Origin of the sequence: Cupriavidus sp. OTU4054 (assembly GCF_038440175.1) — a bacterium.
Taxonomy (GTDB): Bacteria; Pseudomonadota; Gammaproteobacteria; order Burkholderiales; family Burkholderiaceae; genus Cupriavidus; species Cupriavidus pauculus_D.
The window spans coordinates 406,581-423,715 of record NZ_JASATF010000002.1; the positions used below are offsets into that span (position 1 = coordinate 406,581).

Below are 17,135 nucleotides of genomic sequence, written 5' to 3' on the forward strand. Positions count from 1 at the left end.
GAACCGGCCCTCAAACCAACCCGATATCCCGCGGCGCGACGCCGGGAAACACCTGCCCCAGCCGCCGCGCATCCAGCCCGTACAGGCGCTGGAACACCCCGCCCAGCAACGCCCGATAGTCGTTGAGCACCGGCCAGTCGCGATCCTGGTTCAGCGTCTCGCGCGACACCGCGACCTGCTCGCCCGCCATGCGCCCGCCGCGCACGTTCCCGCCCGCCACCCAGTAGACGGTGCCATGCCCATGGTCCGTCCCCCGCGTTCCGTTCTCGCGAAATGTCCGCCCGAACTCGGAGATCACGATCACGGTCGTCTGGCCCCATATCGGCCCCATCTCCTCCGCAAAGCCCGATATCCCCCGTCCAAGGTTGTCGAGCAGCCCGGCCAGTTGCCCCTGCGCGCCCCCTTCGTTGACATGCGTGTCCCAGCCGCCGACGTCGATGAACCCCACGTTGAACCGGTCACGCATGAGCCCCGCCATGCGCCGCGCCTCCTGCTCGAAGCCGCGGGCCGACAACGAACGGCGGTTCGCGGCCTGCATCTCCTGCATGCGCGCGGCCATCATCCCGTCGGCCCCGCCCGGCTCCGCCCGCATGTCCGCCCGCATGGCCTCGTCCCGCCGCTTCTGCGCATCGGCCTGCTCGGCCACGGCCTGCCGGATATCGAACCCCTCGGCAATCACGGACTCGAACCGCGTGCCCGCATACATCGTGGCCAGCATGCGCGTCTGCCGCGCATCGAACGGCGTACGGCCCGTGCCCTTGAGCGAAACGTTGGGCACGTTCGCGCTGCCGGTCAGCACCATCGGCAGTCCATCGGTAAACGCCACGGGCGCGGCCTGCCCGCCCATCGACAGCGCCAGCCGGTTGAGAAACCCGCTGCCGCGCGGGGCCTGGCCGGCCGTGGCATGCGCCGGCGGCGCGCCCGCCTCGATGCCGTCCTGCGTCTCGAAATGGCTGCGCGAGAGGTCGTCGGTGCCGGCAAACGGCACGAAGGCCAGCTGCTTGCGCTGCCACAGCGGCAGCATCGTCGCCCCGAGCGCGGGATGCAGCGCCCACGCATCGGTGCCGAGCGCCAGCGCCGCGGCCGGATCGGCCCCGGCGCCATCGGCCACCGGCCGGCGGATCGCGATATTGGGCCGCGACGCATAGTAGAAGTCGCTGCCTGCGGGCACCAGCACGTTGGCGGCATCGTAGCCGCCGCGCAGGAATACCAGCAGAAAGCGCGCATCGGCCTGCGCGGGCAGCGCGTATGCGCGCGAGAACACGGCCGGCAGGGCCAGCGCACCGCAGGCCTTGATCCAGTCACGGCGATTCATGGCATCACCTCCAGGTACGTCGCGTTCATCGCTGCATCCACTCCGGCGAACTCAGCAACACCGTATTCCACTCCGCCTGCGACTCGGCCTGCCCCAGCGCCGCCCGCGTGGCCGCCCCCAGCGTGCCCTCGATCGTGTCGTAGAACATGCGGCTGTTCGCCACCGGAAACCCGCGCCGCGCGGTGGGCTTGCCATCGTCGCCCGCGAATAGCCCCGCCGGCCCGCTGCCGATCGCCCGCGCGATCTCGAACCGCCGCACCATCTGCCCCGAGCTCGCCCAAGCGCCCTCGGACACCGGATATCCGTCGGGCGCGACATGGCCGTACAGCGGTTCGCCAAGCTGGCTGAGCCAGTTGATCACGGGCCGCAGATTGGTGACCTGCCGTCCGTCATAGGCCAGCCGCATCGACGACACCACGAACACCATCGGGTCCTTGAACTTGCGCGCGGACGACGCCAGCACGCGATCGAGCTCCGGCGCCAGGAACATCGTCGTCAGTACCGCGCCGATATCGCCATCGGTGCGCGTAAACGTCGCCGCCATGCGATCGACGAGCGCGGACGGCGGGCTGTCCGCGACGAAGTATTCGGCCAGCTTGCGCGAGATAAAGCGCGCGGTTGCCGGGTCGCGGCTCAGGATCGCTACCGCCTGCTCCACTTCCGCAAAGCCCGCCGGCGCCCCGTTCGACGGAATGCGCACGCCAAGCAGCGTCTTCGCGCCAAAGTCATGCCGGTTGGGATTGAACTCGAACACGCCATCGGCGCGATACAAGGCGGCCCGCTGCGGATTGAGCTTCGGCGGCTCCCCACGCAGATTCAAGCCGACGCCAGTCAGCACGCGCGCGAGCTCCTGCACGTCCTGCTGCGTATAGCGCGACCCGCTGGGCCCGCCCGCGACACCGAGCGTATGGAGCTCCATCAATTCGCGCGCGTAGTTCTCGTTCACGCGATTGGCCGCGCTCTGCGCGTTGTCCAGATAGTCGAGCATCGCGGGCGATGTCACGGTCGCCATGACGAGGTCGCGGAACTTGCCGAACGCATGGGGCCGGATCGCGCGCTCCTCGTATTCGGGCAGCATCCAGCGCACCTGCCCCTTGTTGGCATAGACGTTGAAATGATTGAGCCAGAACCATGTCATCTGCTCGCGCAACTGCGCCGGCGAGTACAGCGCGCGCAGCAGATGCCGCCGGCTCGTGTCGAGCACGACCTCGCGTCCATCCTTGTTCAGCGCTTCGCGAGCCTGCTGTTTGTCGTCGCCATCGGGCAGCGCATTGACGCGCTGGCGCGCCGCGCGCAGGGCCTCGAACCGGGCTGGCGTGTCCTGCGCGGCAATCGGCAGCGCGGCGATCATGCCGGCCAGCTCGGGCGGATCGGCCACGGGCTGCTTCAACTGCTCCTCGAGGTAACGCTGGCGCCCGACCGCCTTCAGCCGCGCGATGCTGGCCTGATCCGCGCCGAAGCTCACGGTGTTGAGCCAGTGGAGATCCCGGACGGCCAAGGTCCCCTCGGGCGCGGCGGGCGCCTGCGCGCAGGCGGCCAGCGACGCCGCGGCAACCAGCGGAACCATCCGTCGAACCATCTCGTTCACCAAGCGCATGCGGGTTCTCCTCCTTGGGCCGGGTTTCTGCTTTGACGGATGGCCAGCGCATTGGTTGACGTGGCGCTCGGGCAGAGTGTTACGAAAGATTGGGTGCCGCACCGCACCAACGCCGCTCGAGCGAGGCTGAAAGCCGTCATCGCGTTGTCACATAAGGCCACCACAATGCGCGACAACCGGAAGGAACGGGCGCAAGTCTCCGCAGTGCAGCAGAGAAATACCTTGACGCCCGCTTTTTCGGGACTTGAATGAAAACGTTTTCATTCGATGTGATGCCAGCCAAGGAGCCGCCGTGAGCCCACGTCCCCCGTCGCCCCCCTCGACGCCCGAACCGGCGTCGTCGCGCACCGTCGGCGACAGCCATGGCGTGACGCTCGCCGACGTGGCCGATGCCGCGCGGGTCTCGCTGGCCACCGCCTCGCGCGTGTTCAGCCATCCGCAACTGGTGCGGGAATCCACCGCGCGCCGCGTGCACGAAGCCGCCGAGCGCCTCAGTTTTCGCCCCAACCTGCTCGGCGCCAAGCTGCGCTCGCAACAGACGCGCATTCTCGGCGTCATGCTGCCGACGCTCGAGAACGCGGTGTTCGCCGAATGCTGGCGCGGCATCGAGCAGGCGGCGATGGTCGAGGGCTATTCCCTGATGCTCGTGACCAGCGGCTACGAGGCCGCGCGCGAACGCGAGCGCGTGGAGTACCTGCTGCGCCATCGCGTCGATGGACTCGTCCTCACCGTGGCCGACGCCACGCGCAGCGCGGTGCTCGATCAGCTCGACGCCGAAGGCGTGCCCTATGTGCTCGCCTACAACCAGGCGGCCGAAAACGGCGCGCGGCACTCGGTCTCCGTCGATAACCGGACAAGCGCGTCCGAAGGCGTGCAGGCGCTGATCGCCGCGGGGCATCGCCGTATTGCCGTGGTGTCGGGCGCGTTCATGGCCTCCGATCGCGCGCGCCAGCGCTACGCGGGCTACGAGGATGCGATGCGCGCGCACGGCCTGCAGCCGCTGCCGCCCGTCAACCTGCCCTCGCATATCGCCGGCAATGCCACGCAAACGAGCGGGCAAATCGGCGAGCTCATGGGCACGCCCGATGCGCCCACCGCATTCTTCTGCACCAACGACCTGCTGGCGATCGGCGTGATTTCCGATCTCAAGCGCCTGGGCCTCCGTGTGCCGCGCGACGTCTCCGTACTCGGCTACGACGGCATCGCGCTTGGCACGCTCGTCGAGCCGCCGCTGGCCACCGTCGTGCAGCCCAACGCCGATATCGGCACGCAGGCCGTGCGGCAACTGCTCGCGCGCCTGCATGCCTCGGGCGATCGCGACGCTGCCCCCGTCACGCTGCTGCCGCACGGCCTGCGCGTGACGGGCACCGTCGCGGCGCCGCCACCGACTGCCACCCCCCTGCCGTAGTTATCCAAACCCAGTCCCACATCACACCCAACCGAGGGAGCTCCCCATGACATTCAAGTTCTCACGCCCGCTGCGCTGGCTCGCGATGGCCCTGACCGCCGCCGCGTTCAGCCAGGGCGTCGCCGCGCAGACCGCCATCTGCTACAACTGCCCGCCCGAATGGGCCGACTGGGCCGCTCAGATCCGCGCCATCAAGGAAAAGACCGGCGTCACCGTGCCGCTCGACAACAAGAACTCGGGCCAGGCGCTGGCCCAGCTCGTCGCCGAGAAGGCCAGCCCCGTGGCGGACGTCACGTACCTCGGCGTGACCTTCGGCATCCAGGCCAAGGCCGCCGGCGTGACCGCGCCGTACAAGCCCGCGCACTTCGACGACATTCCCGACGGCCTCAAGGATCCGCAGGGCAACTGGTTCGCGATCCATTCGGGCACGCTGGGCTTTATGGTCAACGTCGATGCGCTGCGCGGCAAACCCGTGCCGCAGTCGTGGGCCGACCTGCTCAAGCCCGAGTACAAGGGCCTGATCGGCTATCTCGATCCGGCCAGCGCGTTCGTCGGCTACGTCGGCGCCGTGGCTGTCAACCAGGCCATGGGCGGCTCGCTCGACAACTTTGGCCCCGCGTTCAAGTTCTTCAAGGACCTGCAGAAGAACCAGCCGATCGTCCCGAAGCAGACCGCGTATGCACGCGTGCTGTCGGGCGAGATTCCCATCCTGCTCGACTACGACTTCAACGCCTACCGCGCGCGCTACAAGGACAAGGCCAACGTCGCGTTCGTCATTCCGAAGGAAGGCACCGTGGTCGTGCCCTACGTGATGAGCCTCGTCAACAAGGCGCCGCATGAAGCCGAAGGCAAGAAGGTGCTGGACTTCGTGCTGTCTGACGCGGGCCAGGCGCTGTGGGCCAACGCCTATCTGCGCCCGGTGCGCGCCAGCGCCGCGGTGCCGAAGGATGTCGCCGCGCGCTTCCTGCCCGCCGCGGACTATGCCCGCGCCAGGCCGGTGGACTTCGGCAAGATGGCCGACGTGCAGAAGCCCTTCAGCGAGCAGTATCTGAAGGAAGTCCGCTAAGCATGATCCGCTCCCTCTCCTCCGGGCGAGGGAGCCCGACTCGGTCACTGCCATGACGAAGAGAAATCCCACGCTGTTCCTGTTCGCGCTGCCGGCCCTCGTGGTCTTCCTCGCGTTCTTCTGCCTGCCGATGGCCCGCCTGATCGAGGTGAGCCTGACGGGCCGCGACGGCGCGTCCGTCTACTGGACCGTACTGTCCAGCCCGCGCTACCTGCATAGCCTGATGGTGACCGTGCTGCTGTCCGCCTCGGTCACGCTCGTCACGCTGGCCATCGCCGGCGTCGCCGGTACCTTTCTGCAACGCCATACCGTGCCGGGCAAGGCCGTGATCGTCGCGATGCTGACGTTCCCGCTCGCGTTTCCGGGCGTCGTCATCGGCTTCATGGTCATCATGCTCGGCGGCCGCAACGGGCTGCTCGCCACCATTGGCGACGCGCTCGCCGGCGAGCGCTGGACCTTTGCCTATGGCCTGGCCGGGCTATTCGTCGGCTATCTGTATTTCTCGATTCCGCGGGTCATCCTCACCGTGATGGCCGCCGTGGAAAAACTCGACGCTTCGCTGGAAGAAGCCGCGCGCTCCCTCGGCGCGGGCCCGTGGCGCGTGGTGCGCGACGTGATGCTGCCCGCGCTGATGCCGGCCATGCTGTCGAGCGGCGCCATCTGCTTCGCGACCAGCATGGGCGCGTTCGGCACGGCCTTCACGCTGGCGACGCAGCTCGATGTGCTGCCGCTGACCATCTACAACGAATTCACCAACTACGCGAACTTCGGCATGGCCGCCGCGCTGTCGATCGTGCTGGGCGCGGTCACGTGGGCGCTGCTCGCCGTGGCGCGCTGGTTCTCGGGCGACGCGGTCGCCGCCACCGCGTAAGGAGCGATTCATGTCCACCGCCCGTCGCTCCACCCAATATTGGCTCCAGCTCGCGCTGACGCTGGCCCTGTGCGTGTTCATGGTGATTCCGGTCGTCCTCTCCGTGCTCGCCGGCCTGACCAACAACATCTTTGTCGGCGTCTCCAGCGGCCTGACCACGCGCTGGCTCGCCGAGGTCTGGTCGCTCTACCGCGGCACGATCTTCCTGTCGCTCGGCATCGCGCTGGCCTGCCTGGCCTGCACGCTCGTGCTCGGTGTGCCCGCCGCCTACTACATGGCCCTGCGCCGCAACCGCATCACGCGCATCATCGAGGAACTGCTGATGCTGCCGGTCGCGCTGCCGGGCCTCGCGACCGCGCTCGGGCTGATCCTGCTCTACGGCGGCTGGCAGTCGCTGCGCACGAGTTGGGTGTTCATCCTGATCGGCCACGTCCTGTTCACGCTGCCGTTCATGGTGCGCTCGGTGCTCGCGATCATGTCCGCCATCGATATCCGCACGCTCGAGGACGCTGCCGCGAGCCTCGGCGCCACCCGCCTGCAGCGCTTCTTCACCGTCGTGCTGCCGAACTGCCGCCAGGGCATTCTCGCCGGCGCGCTGATGGTGGTCACGCTGTCCGTCGGCGAATTCAACCTGACGTGGATGCTGCATACCCCGACCACGCAGACGCTGCCCGTGGGCCTGGCCGACAGCTATGCGTCGATGCGGCTCGAGATCGGCTCCGCCTACACGATCGTCTTTTTCATCATGATCATTCCGTTGCTTGTCGCCATGCAGGCCATGAGCGCCGCGGGTGCGCGCGCCCGCCGCCATGTCGCCGAACCCGCCACGCCAGCCGCCACGGTGACGACGCCGGCCGGCACCGCCCCCCAGAACAACGCGGAGACCCGCCATGCATGAACCCACGACCATCCGCCTGCGCCAGTGCGCCAAGACCTTTGCCGACGGCACGCGCGCGCTGCATCCGCTCGACCTCGACATCGGCGCCGCCGAGACCGTCGTGCTGCTCGGCCCGTCGGGCTGCGGCAAGACCACCACGCTGCGCATCATCGCCGGACTGGAGCAGCCCGACGCGGGCGGCGAGGTCTGGTTCGGCGACAACCTCGTCACCGAACTCCCGATCGAGCGCCGCGGCGTCGGCATGGTGTTCCAGAGCTACGCGCTGTTCCCGAACATGACCGTCGCCGAGAACATCGGCTATGGGCTCCGCGTGCGCAAGATCGACGCGCCCACGCGCAAACGCCGCATCGACGACATGCTCGCGATGATGCATCTGGGCCCGCTGGCCGACCGGCGCATCGACCAGCTTTCGGGCGGGCAGCGGCAACGTGTGGCGCTCGCGCGCGCGATTGCCGTGCAACCGCGCGTGCTGCTGCTCGACGAACCGCTGACCGCGCTCGACGCCAAGCTGCGCGATGCGCTGCGTGCCGATATCAACCAGCTGCTGCGCAGCCTCCATATCACCGCGGTATACGTCACGCACGACCAGGCCGAGGCGATGGCGCTCGGCGACCGCATCATCGTGATGGACAAGGGCTGCATCGCGCAGGCCGGTTCGCCGCAGGACATCTATCGCGCACCGGCCAACGCGTTCGTGGCCGACTTTATCGGTACGATGAACCATTTGTCCGCGTCGGCCGACGGCAACCTATGGCGTGTGCCTGGCGGCGCCGTGCCGATGTCGGCATCGGCCGCCAACACCGCCGCCGAGCTCATGTTTCGTCCGGAGGACATCGCCCTCGTGCATCCCGACGACGCGCATCTGCAGGGCAACGTGGTCACGGCGCTGTTCCTCGGCAACCACACGCGCCTGCTCGTGGACGTGGGCGCCAGCGCGCCGCTCATCGCCGATACGTCGCGCCGCGACGGCTGGGCGCCGGGCCAGCGGGTCGGCCTGCGCATCGATACCAGTCACCTGATTGCCCTGCCCAGGGCTGCCTGAACGTAGAAGAACGAGCATGTCCGCATCCGACACTCAAGCTGCCCCCTATCTGCTCGCGCAGATCACCGACCTCCATATCAAGGCCGGCGGCAAACTCTCCTACCGCATGGTCGATACGGCCGGCGCGCTCCACCGCTGCATCGACGCGCTGCTCGACGCCCCGCAACGCCCGGACGGCGTGGTCGTCACGGGCGACCTCGTCGACTTCGGCAGCGAGGACGAATACCGATTCCTCCGCGACATCCTCGCGCGCCTGACGATGCCGGTCTGGCTCATGCCCGGCAATCACGATCATCGCGCCACGCTGCGCCGCGAGTTCCCGGACCACACCTACCTGCGCATGCATGGCGACGGCGACGCGCCGATCCACTACACCGCCGATGCCGGCCCGTTGCGGCTCATCGCGTTCGACTGCACGGTTCCGTACAAGCCGCACGGCCGCGTGCCCGCGGACGGCGCGGCGTGGCTCGATCGCACGCTGGGCGAGCAGCCCGGCCGGCCCACCTTGGTGATGCTCCACCATCCCCCTTTCCATACGGGCATCGGACATATGGACGTGCAGGGGCTCGAGAACAGCGACGTGCTGGAAGGCGTGATCGCGCGCCATCCGCAGGTGGAACGCGTGATCTGCGGCCATCTGCACCGCCATATCGCGCGCCGCTTCGGCGGAACCATCGCGATGACCGCGCCCGGCCCCGCGCATCAGGTCGCGCTCGATCTCGACCCGAACGCCGCGTCGCGCTTCCGCATGGAGCCGCCCGGATACCTGCTGCACTGGTGGCATCCGCAACACGGGCTGGTCACGCATGCGGCCGCCAGCGGCGACTTCGGCGCGGCCCATCCGTTCTTCGATGCGGACGGCAAGCTGATCGACTGAGCGCGCGATTGAGATAACATCTCGGGCTTGTTCAGCCTCTCGATTACGGACCGCGATTCCGCATGACGGAACACGTGTCCTGGTATTTTTCATGGAACTCCTGCTTCTTAGCAATTCGACGAGCGACGATGGCTACCTCGTCCACGCCCTCGAGGCCATTCGCGAACTGGCCGACGGCCGTCAGGACGCGCTGTTCGTGCCCTTCGCGGGCGTGACGCGCGACTGGGACGACTACACGGCACAGGTGCGCGATGCGCTCGCGCCGATCGGTATCTCGGTACGCGGCCTGCACCGCGAGGCCGATGCGCGCGCGGCCGTCGGATCGGCCTCGCTGGTCATCGTTGGCGGCGGCAATACGTTCCGCCTGCTCAAATGCCTGCGGGAGCAGCAACTGCTCGCGCCGCTGGCCGAGCGCCTGCGCGCGGGCGGCGGCCCGGAGGGCCTCCGCTATGTGGGCTGGAGCGCGGGGTCGGTCATTACCTCGCCGACCATCCGCACGACCAACGACATGCCGATCGTCGATCCGGGCGGCCTGGACTCGCTGGGCCTGATGCCGTTCCAGTTCAACTGCCATTACTTCAACCTCGTGGTACCGGGCTTCCGCGGCGAGACGCGCGACCAGCGGCTGGCCGAGTTCACGGTCCTGTCGCCGGAGATGCCGGTGCTGGGACTGCCGGAAGGGGATTGGGTACGCGTGTCGGGCACGGGCTGGACCCTGCATGGCGAGCATGCCGCGCGGTGGTTCCTTGGCGAACGGACGACCGAGATCGCTGCGGGCGCGCTGGAAATGCCGCGTTAACCAGCAGTATTCAAAGGGAAGCGAATCGGAGAGAATGCGAGCGAAAGAGACCGAGCATCAAACGAACGCAAAACAACATGCTCGGCCAAAAAAATACCCACAGCCGGGTGGAGTGGGTATTTGAAGTGGTATGGACAAGTCGCGGAATTCGTCCACGGCCGCATCGTGACACTTTGGTAGATCATCGCCAATAATCTTTCCGGACTAGCCTCGACTTCTGCGGGAAGTTGCATGGACATTCCGGCGGGAATCGAGTCAAATCTGGTGTCAGCCTCTCTGCACTTCTCATGCCGCGCGCCTGCCTTCTGCTTATCGACGACCACACGCTGTTCCGCACGGGGCTGCGGCTGCTGCTTGCCGACAGTCCGCATGTCACGTCGATCCTAGAGTCCGGCTCGGTGATGGACGCGGTGCAGCAGCATGCCGACCAGGACGTCGATATCCTGCTGCTCGATGTGCAGATGCCCGGCCTCAACGGCATCGAAGGCATCAAGGTCCTGCGCCGGCATTTCGCGTCCGCGCGCATCCTCATCGTGTCCGGCACCTCGGGACTCGAAGCCATTCCGCAGGAAGTGCGCAAGGACATCGCGGGCTTTCTGCCCAAGTCCGCCGACGCGCGGGAGATCGAGGAGGCCATCGGCTGCTGCCTCTCCGGCGGCACGCATTTCCATCCGGCCGGCGGCTGCCCCGACACACAGCCCGCCACGTACAAGTGGAGCCCGCTCACCGCGCGCCAGCTCGAGGTCCTGAGCCAGCTCAACATGGGCCGCTCGAACAAGGTCATCGCGCATCATCTCGGCCTTTCCGAGAACACGGTGCGCGTACACGTGGCCGCCATCCTCGACCATCTCGGCGTGGTCAGCCGCGTCGAGGCCATCCTCGAAGCGCAGCGCCGCGGGTTGGTACAGGCGCAGCGCTAGCCGCGCTTCGCACCGCTGGCTACGTCGATGCCTACCCTGCGCTCCCTGCTTCCGTGCTTCGACGAGCCTCGGCTCCTGGCCGCGCAGATGGAGCTCATCGACCAGAGCTTCGGTATCGCAATGATCGGGTGTTCGCTGGCCGCGATCTTCCTGGCCAGCGGGCTCACGATCACGGGCGGCCATCCGGGCGCGCTGCCCTGGGCGGCCGTCGTGGTCCTGCTTTGCACCATCACCTACTTCGGCCGCTACGCGATACCGCACCGCCTCAGCGAGGGCAACGCGCGCAGCTATGCGCGCGCGCTCACCGCCATGGTCTGCGCCATCGGCATGCTGTGGGGCCTCGTGGCATGGCTATATCTCGACATGCATTCGCCCGCGGTGGTCATCTGCGTGCTGTCGCTGATCGCGGGCATGAGCGCGGCCGCGCTCGCGGTGTTCTCCGCGTGCCTGCCCGTCGCGATGGCGTTCTTCGTCCCCGCCATCCTGCCGGTCTGGATCGTGTTCCTGATGACCGGCGACGTGGCCTACCTGCCCATGTTCCTCGCCACGCCGCTCTACCTCGTGGTGCTGATCATCTTCGCGCGCAACTATGCGAGCGTGGCGCGCAATGCCATCGCGCTGCGCTTCGAGAACGTCGAACTGATCGCCCAGCTGCGCGAGCAGACCGCGCGCGCGGGCCAGTCCCAGCGCGAAGCCGAGCAAGCCAATCGCGCGAAGTCCGTGTTCCTCGCCTCGGCCAGCCACGATCTGCGCCAGCCGCTGCATGCGCTGGGGCTGTTCCTGATCTCGCTGGGACGCACGTCGCTCGACGAGCACCAGCGGCAGCTGCTCGCGCATATCGAGGCCTCGTCGGACGCGGCACGCGAGATGCTCAACACGCTGCTGGACTTCTCCAAGCTGGAGGCCGGCGTCATCACGCCACGGCCCCGTCCGTTCCGCCTCCAGCCGCTGCTGCACAAGCTCGAGAACGAGTTCGCGCCGCAGGCCGACGAACGCGGACTCGTCTATCGCACGCGCGATACGACGGCCACGGTCTTCGGCGATCCGACGCTCGTCGAACTGATCCTGCGCAACCTGATCGCCAATGCCATTCGCTACACGCGCGAAGGCGGCGTGCTCGTGGTCTGCCGCCCGCGCCGTTTCCATGCGTCGATCGAGATCTGGGACACGGGCATCGGCATCCCGGCCGCGCAGCACCGCGAGATCTTTCGGGAGTTCCATCAGCTCGGCAACCCGGAGCGCGACCAGCGCAAGGGCCTGGGCCTCGGGCTCGCCATCGTCGATGGGCTCGCGCGCACGATGCAGACGCGCGTGACCATGTCCTCGCGGACCCATCGCGGTTCGGTGTTCCGGCTGCGGCTGCCGCTCGCCTGGATCGCGCCCGAGGAAACGACGCTGCCGCATTCGGCCATGCGTCTGGACGGATTGCGCGTGCTCGTGATCGACGACGATGCGGCGATCCGCGAGGCCATGGCGGGTCTGCTCGGGGTCTGGCATTGCAAGTGCCATACGGCCGAGTCCGAGGAAGACGCGCTGGCCGCGCTCGACCACTTCACGCCGGACCTGATTCTCGCCGACTACCGGCTGCGCGGGCATCGGACCGGGCACGAAGCGCTCGAGGCCATCCGCATGCGGTTGGGCCAGTCCCTGCCCGCGATCATCATCACCGGCGATACGGCCGCCGATCGGCTGCGGCATGCCCACGCGGGCGGGACCGCCCTGCTTCACAAACCTGTGGTCCCTGGCGAGCTCCATGCGGCCATGAGCGCCCTGCTGAGGGAGTCTGAATGGATCGGAGCGGAACAATAAGCCACACGCCAATCCATACGACAAACTTATCAATCAATCATATCTATTAATTGGACTTAGGTCAGTCCCCTGCCCACACTCCTAGCCATAAGCGGGCCTACCCGCAAGGAGACTGACCATGGACTTGCCGACTCACGATCTGCTGATCGACGGCAACCGCCTGCCACCCGGCGGCGGCACCGGCGGCACCGGCGGCACCTATTCCACCGATATCAATCCCGCCGACGAAACGCCGATCGCGCGCGTGGCACAGGGCACCGCGGAGGACGTCGATCGCGCGGTACAGGCCGCGCGGCGCGCGCTCAAGGGCTGGAGCGGCATGCGTGCCGCCCAGCGCGGGCGCAATCTCTATCGTTTTGCGGACCTGCTCGAGGCACATGCCGACGAACTCGTCGCGCTGGAAAGCCTCGACGGCGGCAAGCCGCTGGCCGGCGTGCGGCGGCAGGATGTGCCCGCCGTCATCGACACCGTGCGCTACTACGCGGGCTGGTGCGACAAGATCAATGGCCAGGTCGTCCCCACGCGTCCCGATGCGCTGACCTACACCGTGCGCGAGCCCGTGGGCGTGGTCGCGGCCATCGTGCCGTGGAATTTTCCGTTGATGATCGGCATGTGGAAAATGGCCCCCGCGCTCGCCTGCGGGTGCACGCTGATCGTCAAACCGGCCGAGATCACGCCGCTGACCGCGTTACGGGTCGGGGAACTGGCGCTCGAGGCGGGCATCCCGCCGGGCGTGCTCAATATCGTGACCGGCAAGGGCAGCGTGGTGGGCAACGCGCTTGTCGCGCATCCGGGCATCGACAAGGTGACCTTTACCGGTTCGCCGGGCGTGGGGCGCGGAATCATGCAGGGCGCGGCGGCCAACTTCAAGCGCGTGACGCTCGAGCTCGGCGGCAAATCGGCCAACATCATCTTTGCCGATGCGGACGTGGAAGCGGCCGCGCGCGCGTCGGCATCGGGCATCTTCTTCAACGCGGGCCAGGTGTGCTCGGCCGGCTCGCGCATTCTCGCGCAGCGCCGGGTCTACGACGAAGTGGTCGAACGGCTGGCCGCGCGGGCCAATGCCATTCGCGTGGGCGACCCCGCGGCGCCCGGGACGACGATGGGTCCCGTGGTCTCCGCGGCGCAGATGAAGACCGTGCTCGACTATGTGGAGATCGGCAAGCGCGAGGGCGCCAGTGCGGTGGCGGGCGGCAAACGTATCGGCGAGCGGGGCTTCTATGTCGCGCCGACGGTATTCGCCAACGTCGGGCACGAGATGCGCATCTCGCAGGAAGAGATCTTCGGCCCGGTGGCGAGCGTGATTCCGTTCGAGGACGAGGAAGACGCGGTGCGCATCGCCAACGGCACGGCATTCAGCCTGGCCGCCGGCGTGTGGAGCCGCGACATCGGACGCGTGCACAAGGTCGCGGGCGAATTGCGCGCGGGCACGGTATGGATCAACACCTATGGCTATACGGACGTGCGGCTGCCGTGGGGCGGCGCTGGCGACTCGGGTCTGGGACGCGAGCATGGGGACGCCGCCATCGAGAACTTCACGGAACCGAAGGCGATATGGCTCTCGCTACGATCGTAGCGTGACAGGTGTTTGAAACAGGGCCGGCCCTTCCCGTGGCCGGCCTGTGTTCCGTTATCCGATCATTCGCATCGGCAACAGCGCGTAGACGATCGTCAACAGCCCCACGATAGCGGGCGAGCCGTACTTGAGCGCCGTGCTCTGCGCCTGCAGGCCCAGATAGGCGTACATGCACACCAGCACCATGGCACAGGCAAAGACGAGGCCGTCATAGACTTGCATGGATGTCTCCCAGAGTTCGTTCTAACGACTACTTCTGTGATGCAGCGGGCTTGTTGGGGATGCCCGTCTTACTGCCAACGCTATGTCTATGACTTCATGGTGGTCACTTCACGTGACCAAAGCAATCATGGAAATCCCTTCGTTTTAAGTGCGTGCTGAATGGTGCGGTGCGGGAGGGTTTATCGCTGCCCGAAATGCGCGTCCTTGAAAAGATCGCCAAGCCCCCGTGGCTGGGAGCGCCAGTATTGCTTTGGCGCACTGACCCTCGCCCCGAGCTTGGCCGCCGCATGCCACGGCCAGCGCGGGTCGTACAGCATCGCCCGCGCGATCGAGATCACGTCCGCCTCGTCGTTGGAGATGATCGCCTCCGCCTGCTCGGGCTCGGTGATCAGCCCCACCGCCATCGTCGGCAAACCCACCTCGGCCTTCACGCGCTGGGCATAAGGCACCTGATACCCGGGCCCGAGCTTGATCGCCTGCTGCGGCGACACGCCGCCCGTGCTCACATGCACCGCCGCGCATCCGCGTGCCTTCAACGCATGCGAGAACGCAATCGTGCCCTCGATATCCCAGCCATCGGGGACCCAATCCGTCGCCGACACCCGCACCCACACGGGCTTGTCAGCGGGAAACGCCCCACGCACGGCGTCGAACACCTCGAGCGGAAAGCGCATGCGATTCTCGAGCGACCCGCCGTATTCATCGGTGCGCTTGTTGGCAATCGGCGAAAGGAACTGATGCAGCAGATAGCCGTGCGCGGCATGAATCTCGATGCCGTCCACGCCGAGCCGCGCCGCGCGCTTTGCCGCCGCCACGAAGTCGTTGCGAATCTTGTCCAGCCCCGCGCGATCGAGCGCGATCGGCGCGGCTTCCCCTTCCGCATGCGGCACAGGCGAAGGCGCGAACGTCTGCCATCCGCGCGGCTGGTCCGGGCGAATCTGCGCCCCGCCCTCCCACGGTGCCTGGCTCGACGCCTTGCGTCCCGCGTGCGAGATCTGCACGGCGACCGCGATGGGCGAATACGCGCGAATCGCCTTCAGCACGCGATCCAGCGCGGCCTCGTTGTCGTCGTTGTAGAGGCCGAGGTCGTCCGGCGAGATACGCCCTTCCGGCGACACCGCGGTGGCTTCGATGATCATGAGACCCGCGCCGGAGAGCGCCAGATGTCCCAGATGGATCATGTGCCAGTCGGTAGCGTTGCCTTCATTGGCCGAGTACTGGCACATTGGCGCAATCGCTATGCGATTGGCGAGTTCGAGATTGCCGATCGCGTAGGTATCGAAGAGATGGCTCATGAGGTGAATTCCTTCAGATTTCCTCCCGGGCGCCCATGCGCACCGGGTCTCATCGCGGATTGTAGTGATGCACGGAAATCTCTGCAGGAGACACCTCAGGCGCTGGCCGGCTGGGGAGCCGGCTCCCGCACGAGGAAGTCCACCGCAAACGCGACGGCCATCGCCACCGCGCCGCAGGCAAAGATCAGTGCATAGTTCTCGTGCGTATGCGAAAACAGATACGAGTACCCATAACCCGCGACGGCCTGGAACAACGCGAATGCCGTCGTCGTCCGGCTCCAGGCAATGCGCTGCGCATGCGCGTCGTGCGGCATCATCGATTGAATGCGGCCGAGGACCACGGGCACGATGCCGGGCGTGAACAGCCCCAGCACGACCGTCGATATCACGAGCGCCACCGTATGGCCCGACACCGCGAGCAACGCCACGGCAAGTCCCTGCACCACCATCGACACGCGGTACCCGTTGCGATAGCCGATACGCTGCGCGATCGACGTGCTCACGAGCGGTCCGGCGATGGCCGCCACGCCGTACAGCACCCAGAAATTCGCGCCCACTGCGGTCCCTTGCCCGAGTCCACGCGCCACGTAGTCGACGAGCAGCACCATGGCCGGCACCAGACCCAGCGCATTCGCTGCGTATTGCACGGCGAGCACGCGCAGCGGCTGGCGGTAGGTCTTCAGCGTCTCCAGATGCGAGACGTGTCCGGCCGCACTGGCGGCGTGGGGCGCCCCATGCGGGACATCGGTCGCGGGCCAGCCGAACCAGCTGAAAGCGGTGAGCGCCAGCGACAACGCGCCGAGGCCGAACCATGTCTGCACGAGCCCGAACTTGAGCAACTGTGGCACGACGGTGCCCGATGCCGCGATACCGAGCCCAAGCCCGAGAAAGATCATCCCGCTCACGAGGCTGCGGCGTTCCGGCACGACGTGCGGCAGCACGGCCGTGGCCACGAGCACCATGATCGCGCCACCCGAAAGCCCCGACAGAAAGCGCCAGACGAAGAACCAGCTGACGGAGAGCGGGTACGCGCAGGCGAAGAAGGCCACCGTGGCGACCAGCATCAACAGCCGCAGTGACAGACGATTGCCGAGCTTCGACGCAATGGCGCGCCCGTAGATCGCACCGGCCAGATAGCCGGCGAAGTTCGCCGCGCCGAGCGCGACGGTGGCCGACGACGAGAACCAGTGTTCGTGAATCAGCGTGGGGATCAGCGGCGTGTACGCAAAACGCGCGAGGCCGATGGCGACGAGACTTGCGCATAGACCGGCCATCGCCGCGTACAGCGTGCGGGCATCGAGCGGGAACCGGCTCGGGCGCGCCATTGCAGTGGCATCTTGTGACATGGGAGGACTCCTGAGGATGCAGGCCGCCACGCCCGGGCAGTGAGCCGTGGGCGACCGTAATGCGTTCGTGGGTGTCTTAGGGGGGCGCTAGCGC

Annotated in this window: 15 protein-coding genes; 10 read left to right on the plus strand and 5 right to left on the minus strand. The window is 67.3% G+C overall.

What is annotated here, in order from left to right; genetic code table 11:
• Positions 1-10 precede the first annotated feature (10 nt).
• Together AAHB16_RS04695 and AAHB16_RS04700 are read right to left on the minus strand one after the other, a co-directional pair.
• Positions 11-1,315 (minus strand): DUF1501 domain-containing protein, encoded by a 1,305-nt coding sequence (locus tag AAHB16_RS04695; protein ID WP_150374604.1) that lies wholly within the window; start codon positions 1,313-1,315, stop codon positions 11-13.
• A 25-nt stretch (positions 1,316-1,340) separates the two neighbouring features.
• On the minus strand, positions 1,341-2,912 hold the full coding sequence (locus AAHB16_RS04700; RefSeq protein ID WP_150374605.1) for a DUF1800 domain-containing protein: 1,572 nt from the start codon (positions 2,910-2,912) through the stop codon (positions 1,341-1,343).
• A 367-nt stretch (positions 2,913-3,279) separates the two neighbouring features.
• On the opposite strand from AAHB16_RS04700, the gene AAHB16_RS04705 reads away from it, so the two are divergent.
• The 10 genes from AAHB16_RS04705 to AAHB16_RS04750 all read left to right on the plus strand — a co-directional run bounded on the left by AAHB16_RS04705 (position 3,280) and on the right by AAHB16_RS04750 (position 14,178).
• On the plus strand, positions 3,280-4,320 hold the full coding sequence (locus AAHB16_RS04705; protein ID WP_223851846.1) for a substrate-binding domain-containing protein: 1,041 nt from the start codon (positions 3,280-3,282) through the stop codon (positions 4,318-4,320).
• A 46-nt stretch (positions 4,321-4,366) separates the two neighbouring features.
• Positions 4,367-5,386, plus strand: a complete 1,020-nt coding sequence (locus AAHB16_RS04710) for an ABC transporter substrate-binding protein (protein ID WP_150374607.1) — start codon at positions 4,367-4,369, stop codon at positions 5,384-5,386.
• Between the two features lie 52 nt (positions 5,387-5,438).
• Positions 5,439-6,257, plus strand: a complete 819-nt coding sequence (locus AAHB16_RS04715; protein WP_150374608.1) for an ABC transporter permease — start codon at positions 5,439-5,441, stop codon at positions 6,255-6,257.
• Between the two features lie 10 nt (positions 6,258-6,267).
• Positions 6,268-7,155, plus strand: coding sequence for an ABC transporter permease (locus tag AAHB16_RS04720; protein WP_342050235.1), 888 nt, complete (start codon positions 6,268-6,270; stop codon positions 7,153-7,155).
• Positions 7,148-8,197 carry an ABC transporter ATP-binding protein gene (locus tag AAHB16_RS04725; protein ID WP_342050236.1) on the plus strand — a complete coding sequence of 350 codons (1,050 nt, stop codon included), beginning with the start codon at positions 7,148-7,150 and terminating at the stop codon, positions 8,195-8,197. Before AAHB16_RS04720 ends, AAHB16_RS04725 begins: the two co-directional genes overlap by 8 nt.
• A gap of 16 nt (positions 8,198-8,213) precedes the next feature.
• Complete coding sequence (locus tag AAHB16_RS04730; protein WP_342050237.1) at positions 8,214-9,074, plus strand: phosphodiesterase; 861 nt, start codon at positions 8,214-8,216, stop codon at positions 9,072-9,074.
• Positions 9,075-9,165: 91 nt separating this feature from the next.
• On the plus strand, positions 9,166-9,873 hold the full coding sequence (pepE, locus tag AAHB16_RS04735; protein ID WP_342050238.1) for a dipeptidase PepE: 708 nt from the start codon (positions 9,166-9,168) through the stop codon (positions 9,871-9,873).
• Between the two features lie 287 nt (positions 9,874-10,160).
• Complete coding sequence (locus AAHB16_RS04740) at positions 10,161-10,793, plus strand: response regulator (protein WP_150374613.1); 633 nt, start codon at positions 10,161-10,163, stop codon at positions 10,791-10,793.
• 27 nt (positions 10,794-10,820) lie between these two features.
• Complete coding sequence (locus AAHB16_RS04745) at positions 10,821-12,602, plus strand: ATP-binding response regulator (RefSeq protein WP_342050239.1); 1,782 nt, start codon at positions 10,821-10,823, stop codon at positions 12,600-12,602.
• A 118-nt stretch (positions 12,603-12,720) separates the two neighbouring features.
• Complete coding sequence (locus tag AAHB16_RS04750; RefSeq protein ID WP_342050240.1) at positions 12,721-14,178, plus strand: aldehyde dehydrogenase family protein; 1,458 nt, start codon at positions 12,721-12,723, stop codon at positions 14,176-14,178.
• A 54-nt stretch (positions 14,179-14,232) separates the two neighbouring features.
• Here the strand turns inward: AAHB16_RS04750 and AAHB16_RS04755 are convergent, their stop codons facing one another.
• The 3 genes from AAHB16_RS04755 to AAHB16_RS04765 form a co-directional block, all read right to left on the minus strand.
• A complete protein-coding gene (locus tag AAHB16_RS04755; RefSeq protein ID WP_342050241.1) occupies positions 14,233-14,400 on the minus strand; it encodes a hypothetical protein in 168 nt (55 codons plus the stop codon).
• 179 nt (positions 14,401-14,579) lie between these two features.
• Complete coding sequence (locus tag AAHB16_RS04760; protein WP_150374616.1) at positions 14,580-15,695, minus strand: NADH:flavin oxidoreductase/NADH oxidase; 1,116 nt, start codon at positions 15,693-15,695, stop codon at positions 14,580-14,582.
• A gap of 95 nt (positions 15,696-15,790) precedes the next feature.
• Positions 15,791-17,041, minus strand: a complete 1,251-nt coding sequence (locus AAHB16_RS04765; RefSeq protein ID WP_342050242.1) for a YbfB/YjiJ family MFS transporter — start codon at positions 17,039-17,041, stop codon at positions 15,791-15,793.
• Between the last annotated feature and the right edge of the window lie 94 nt (positions 17,042-17,135).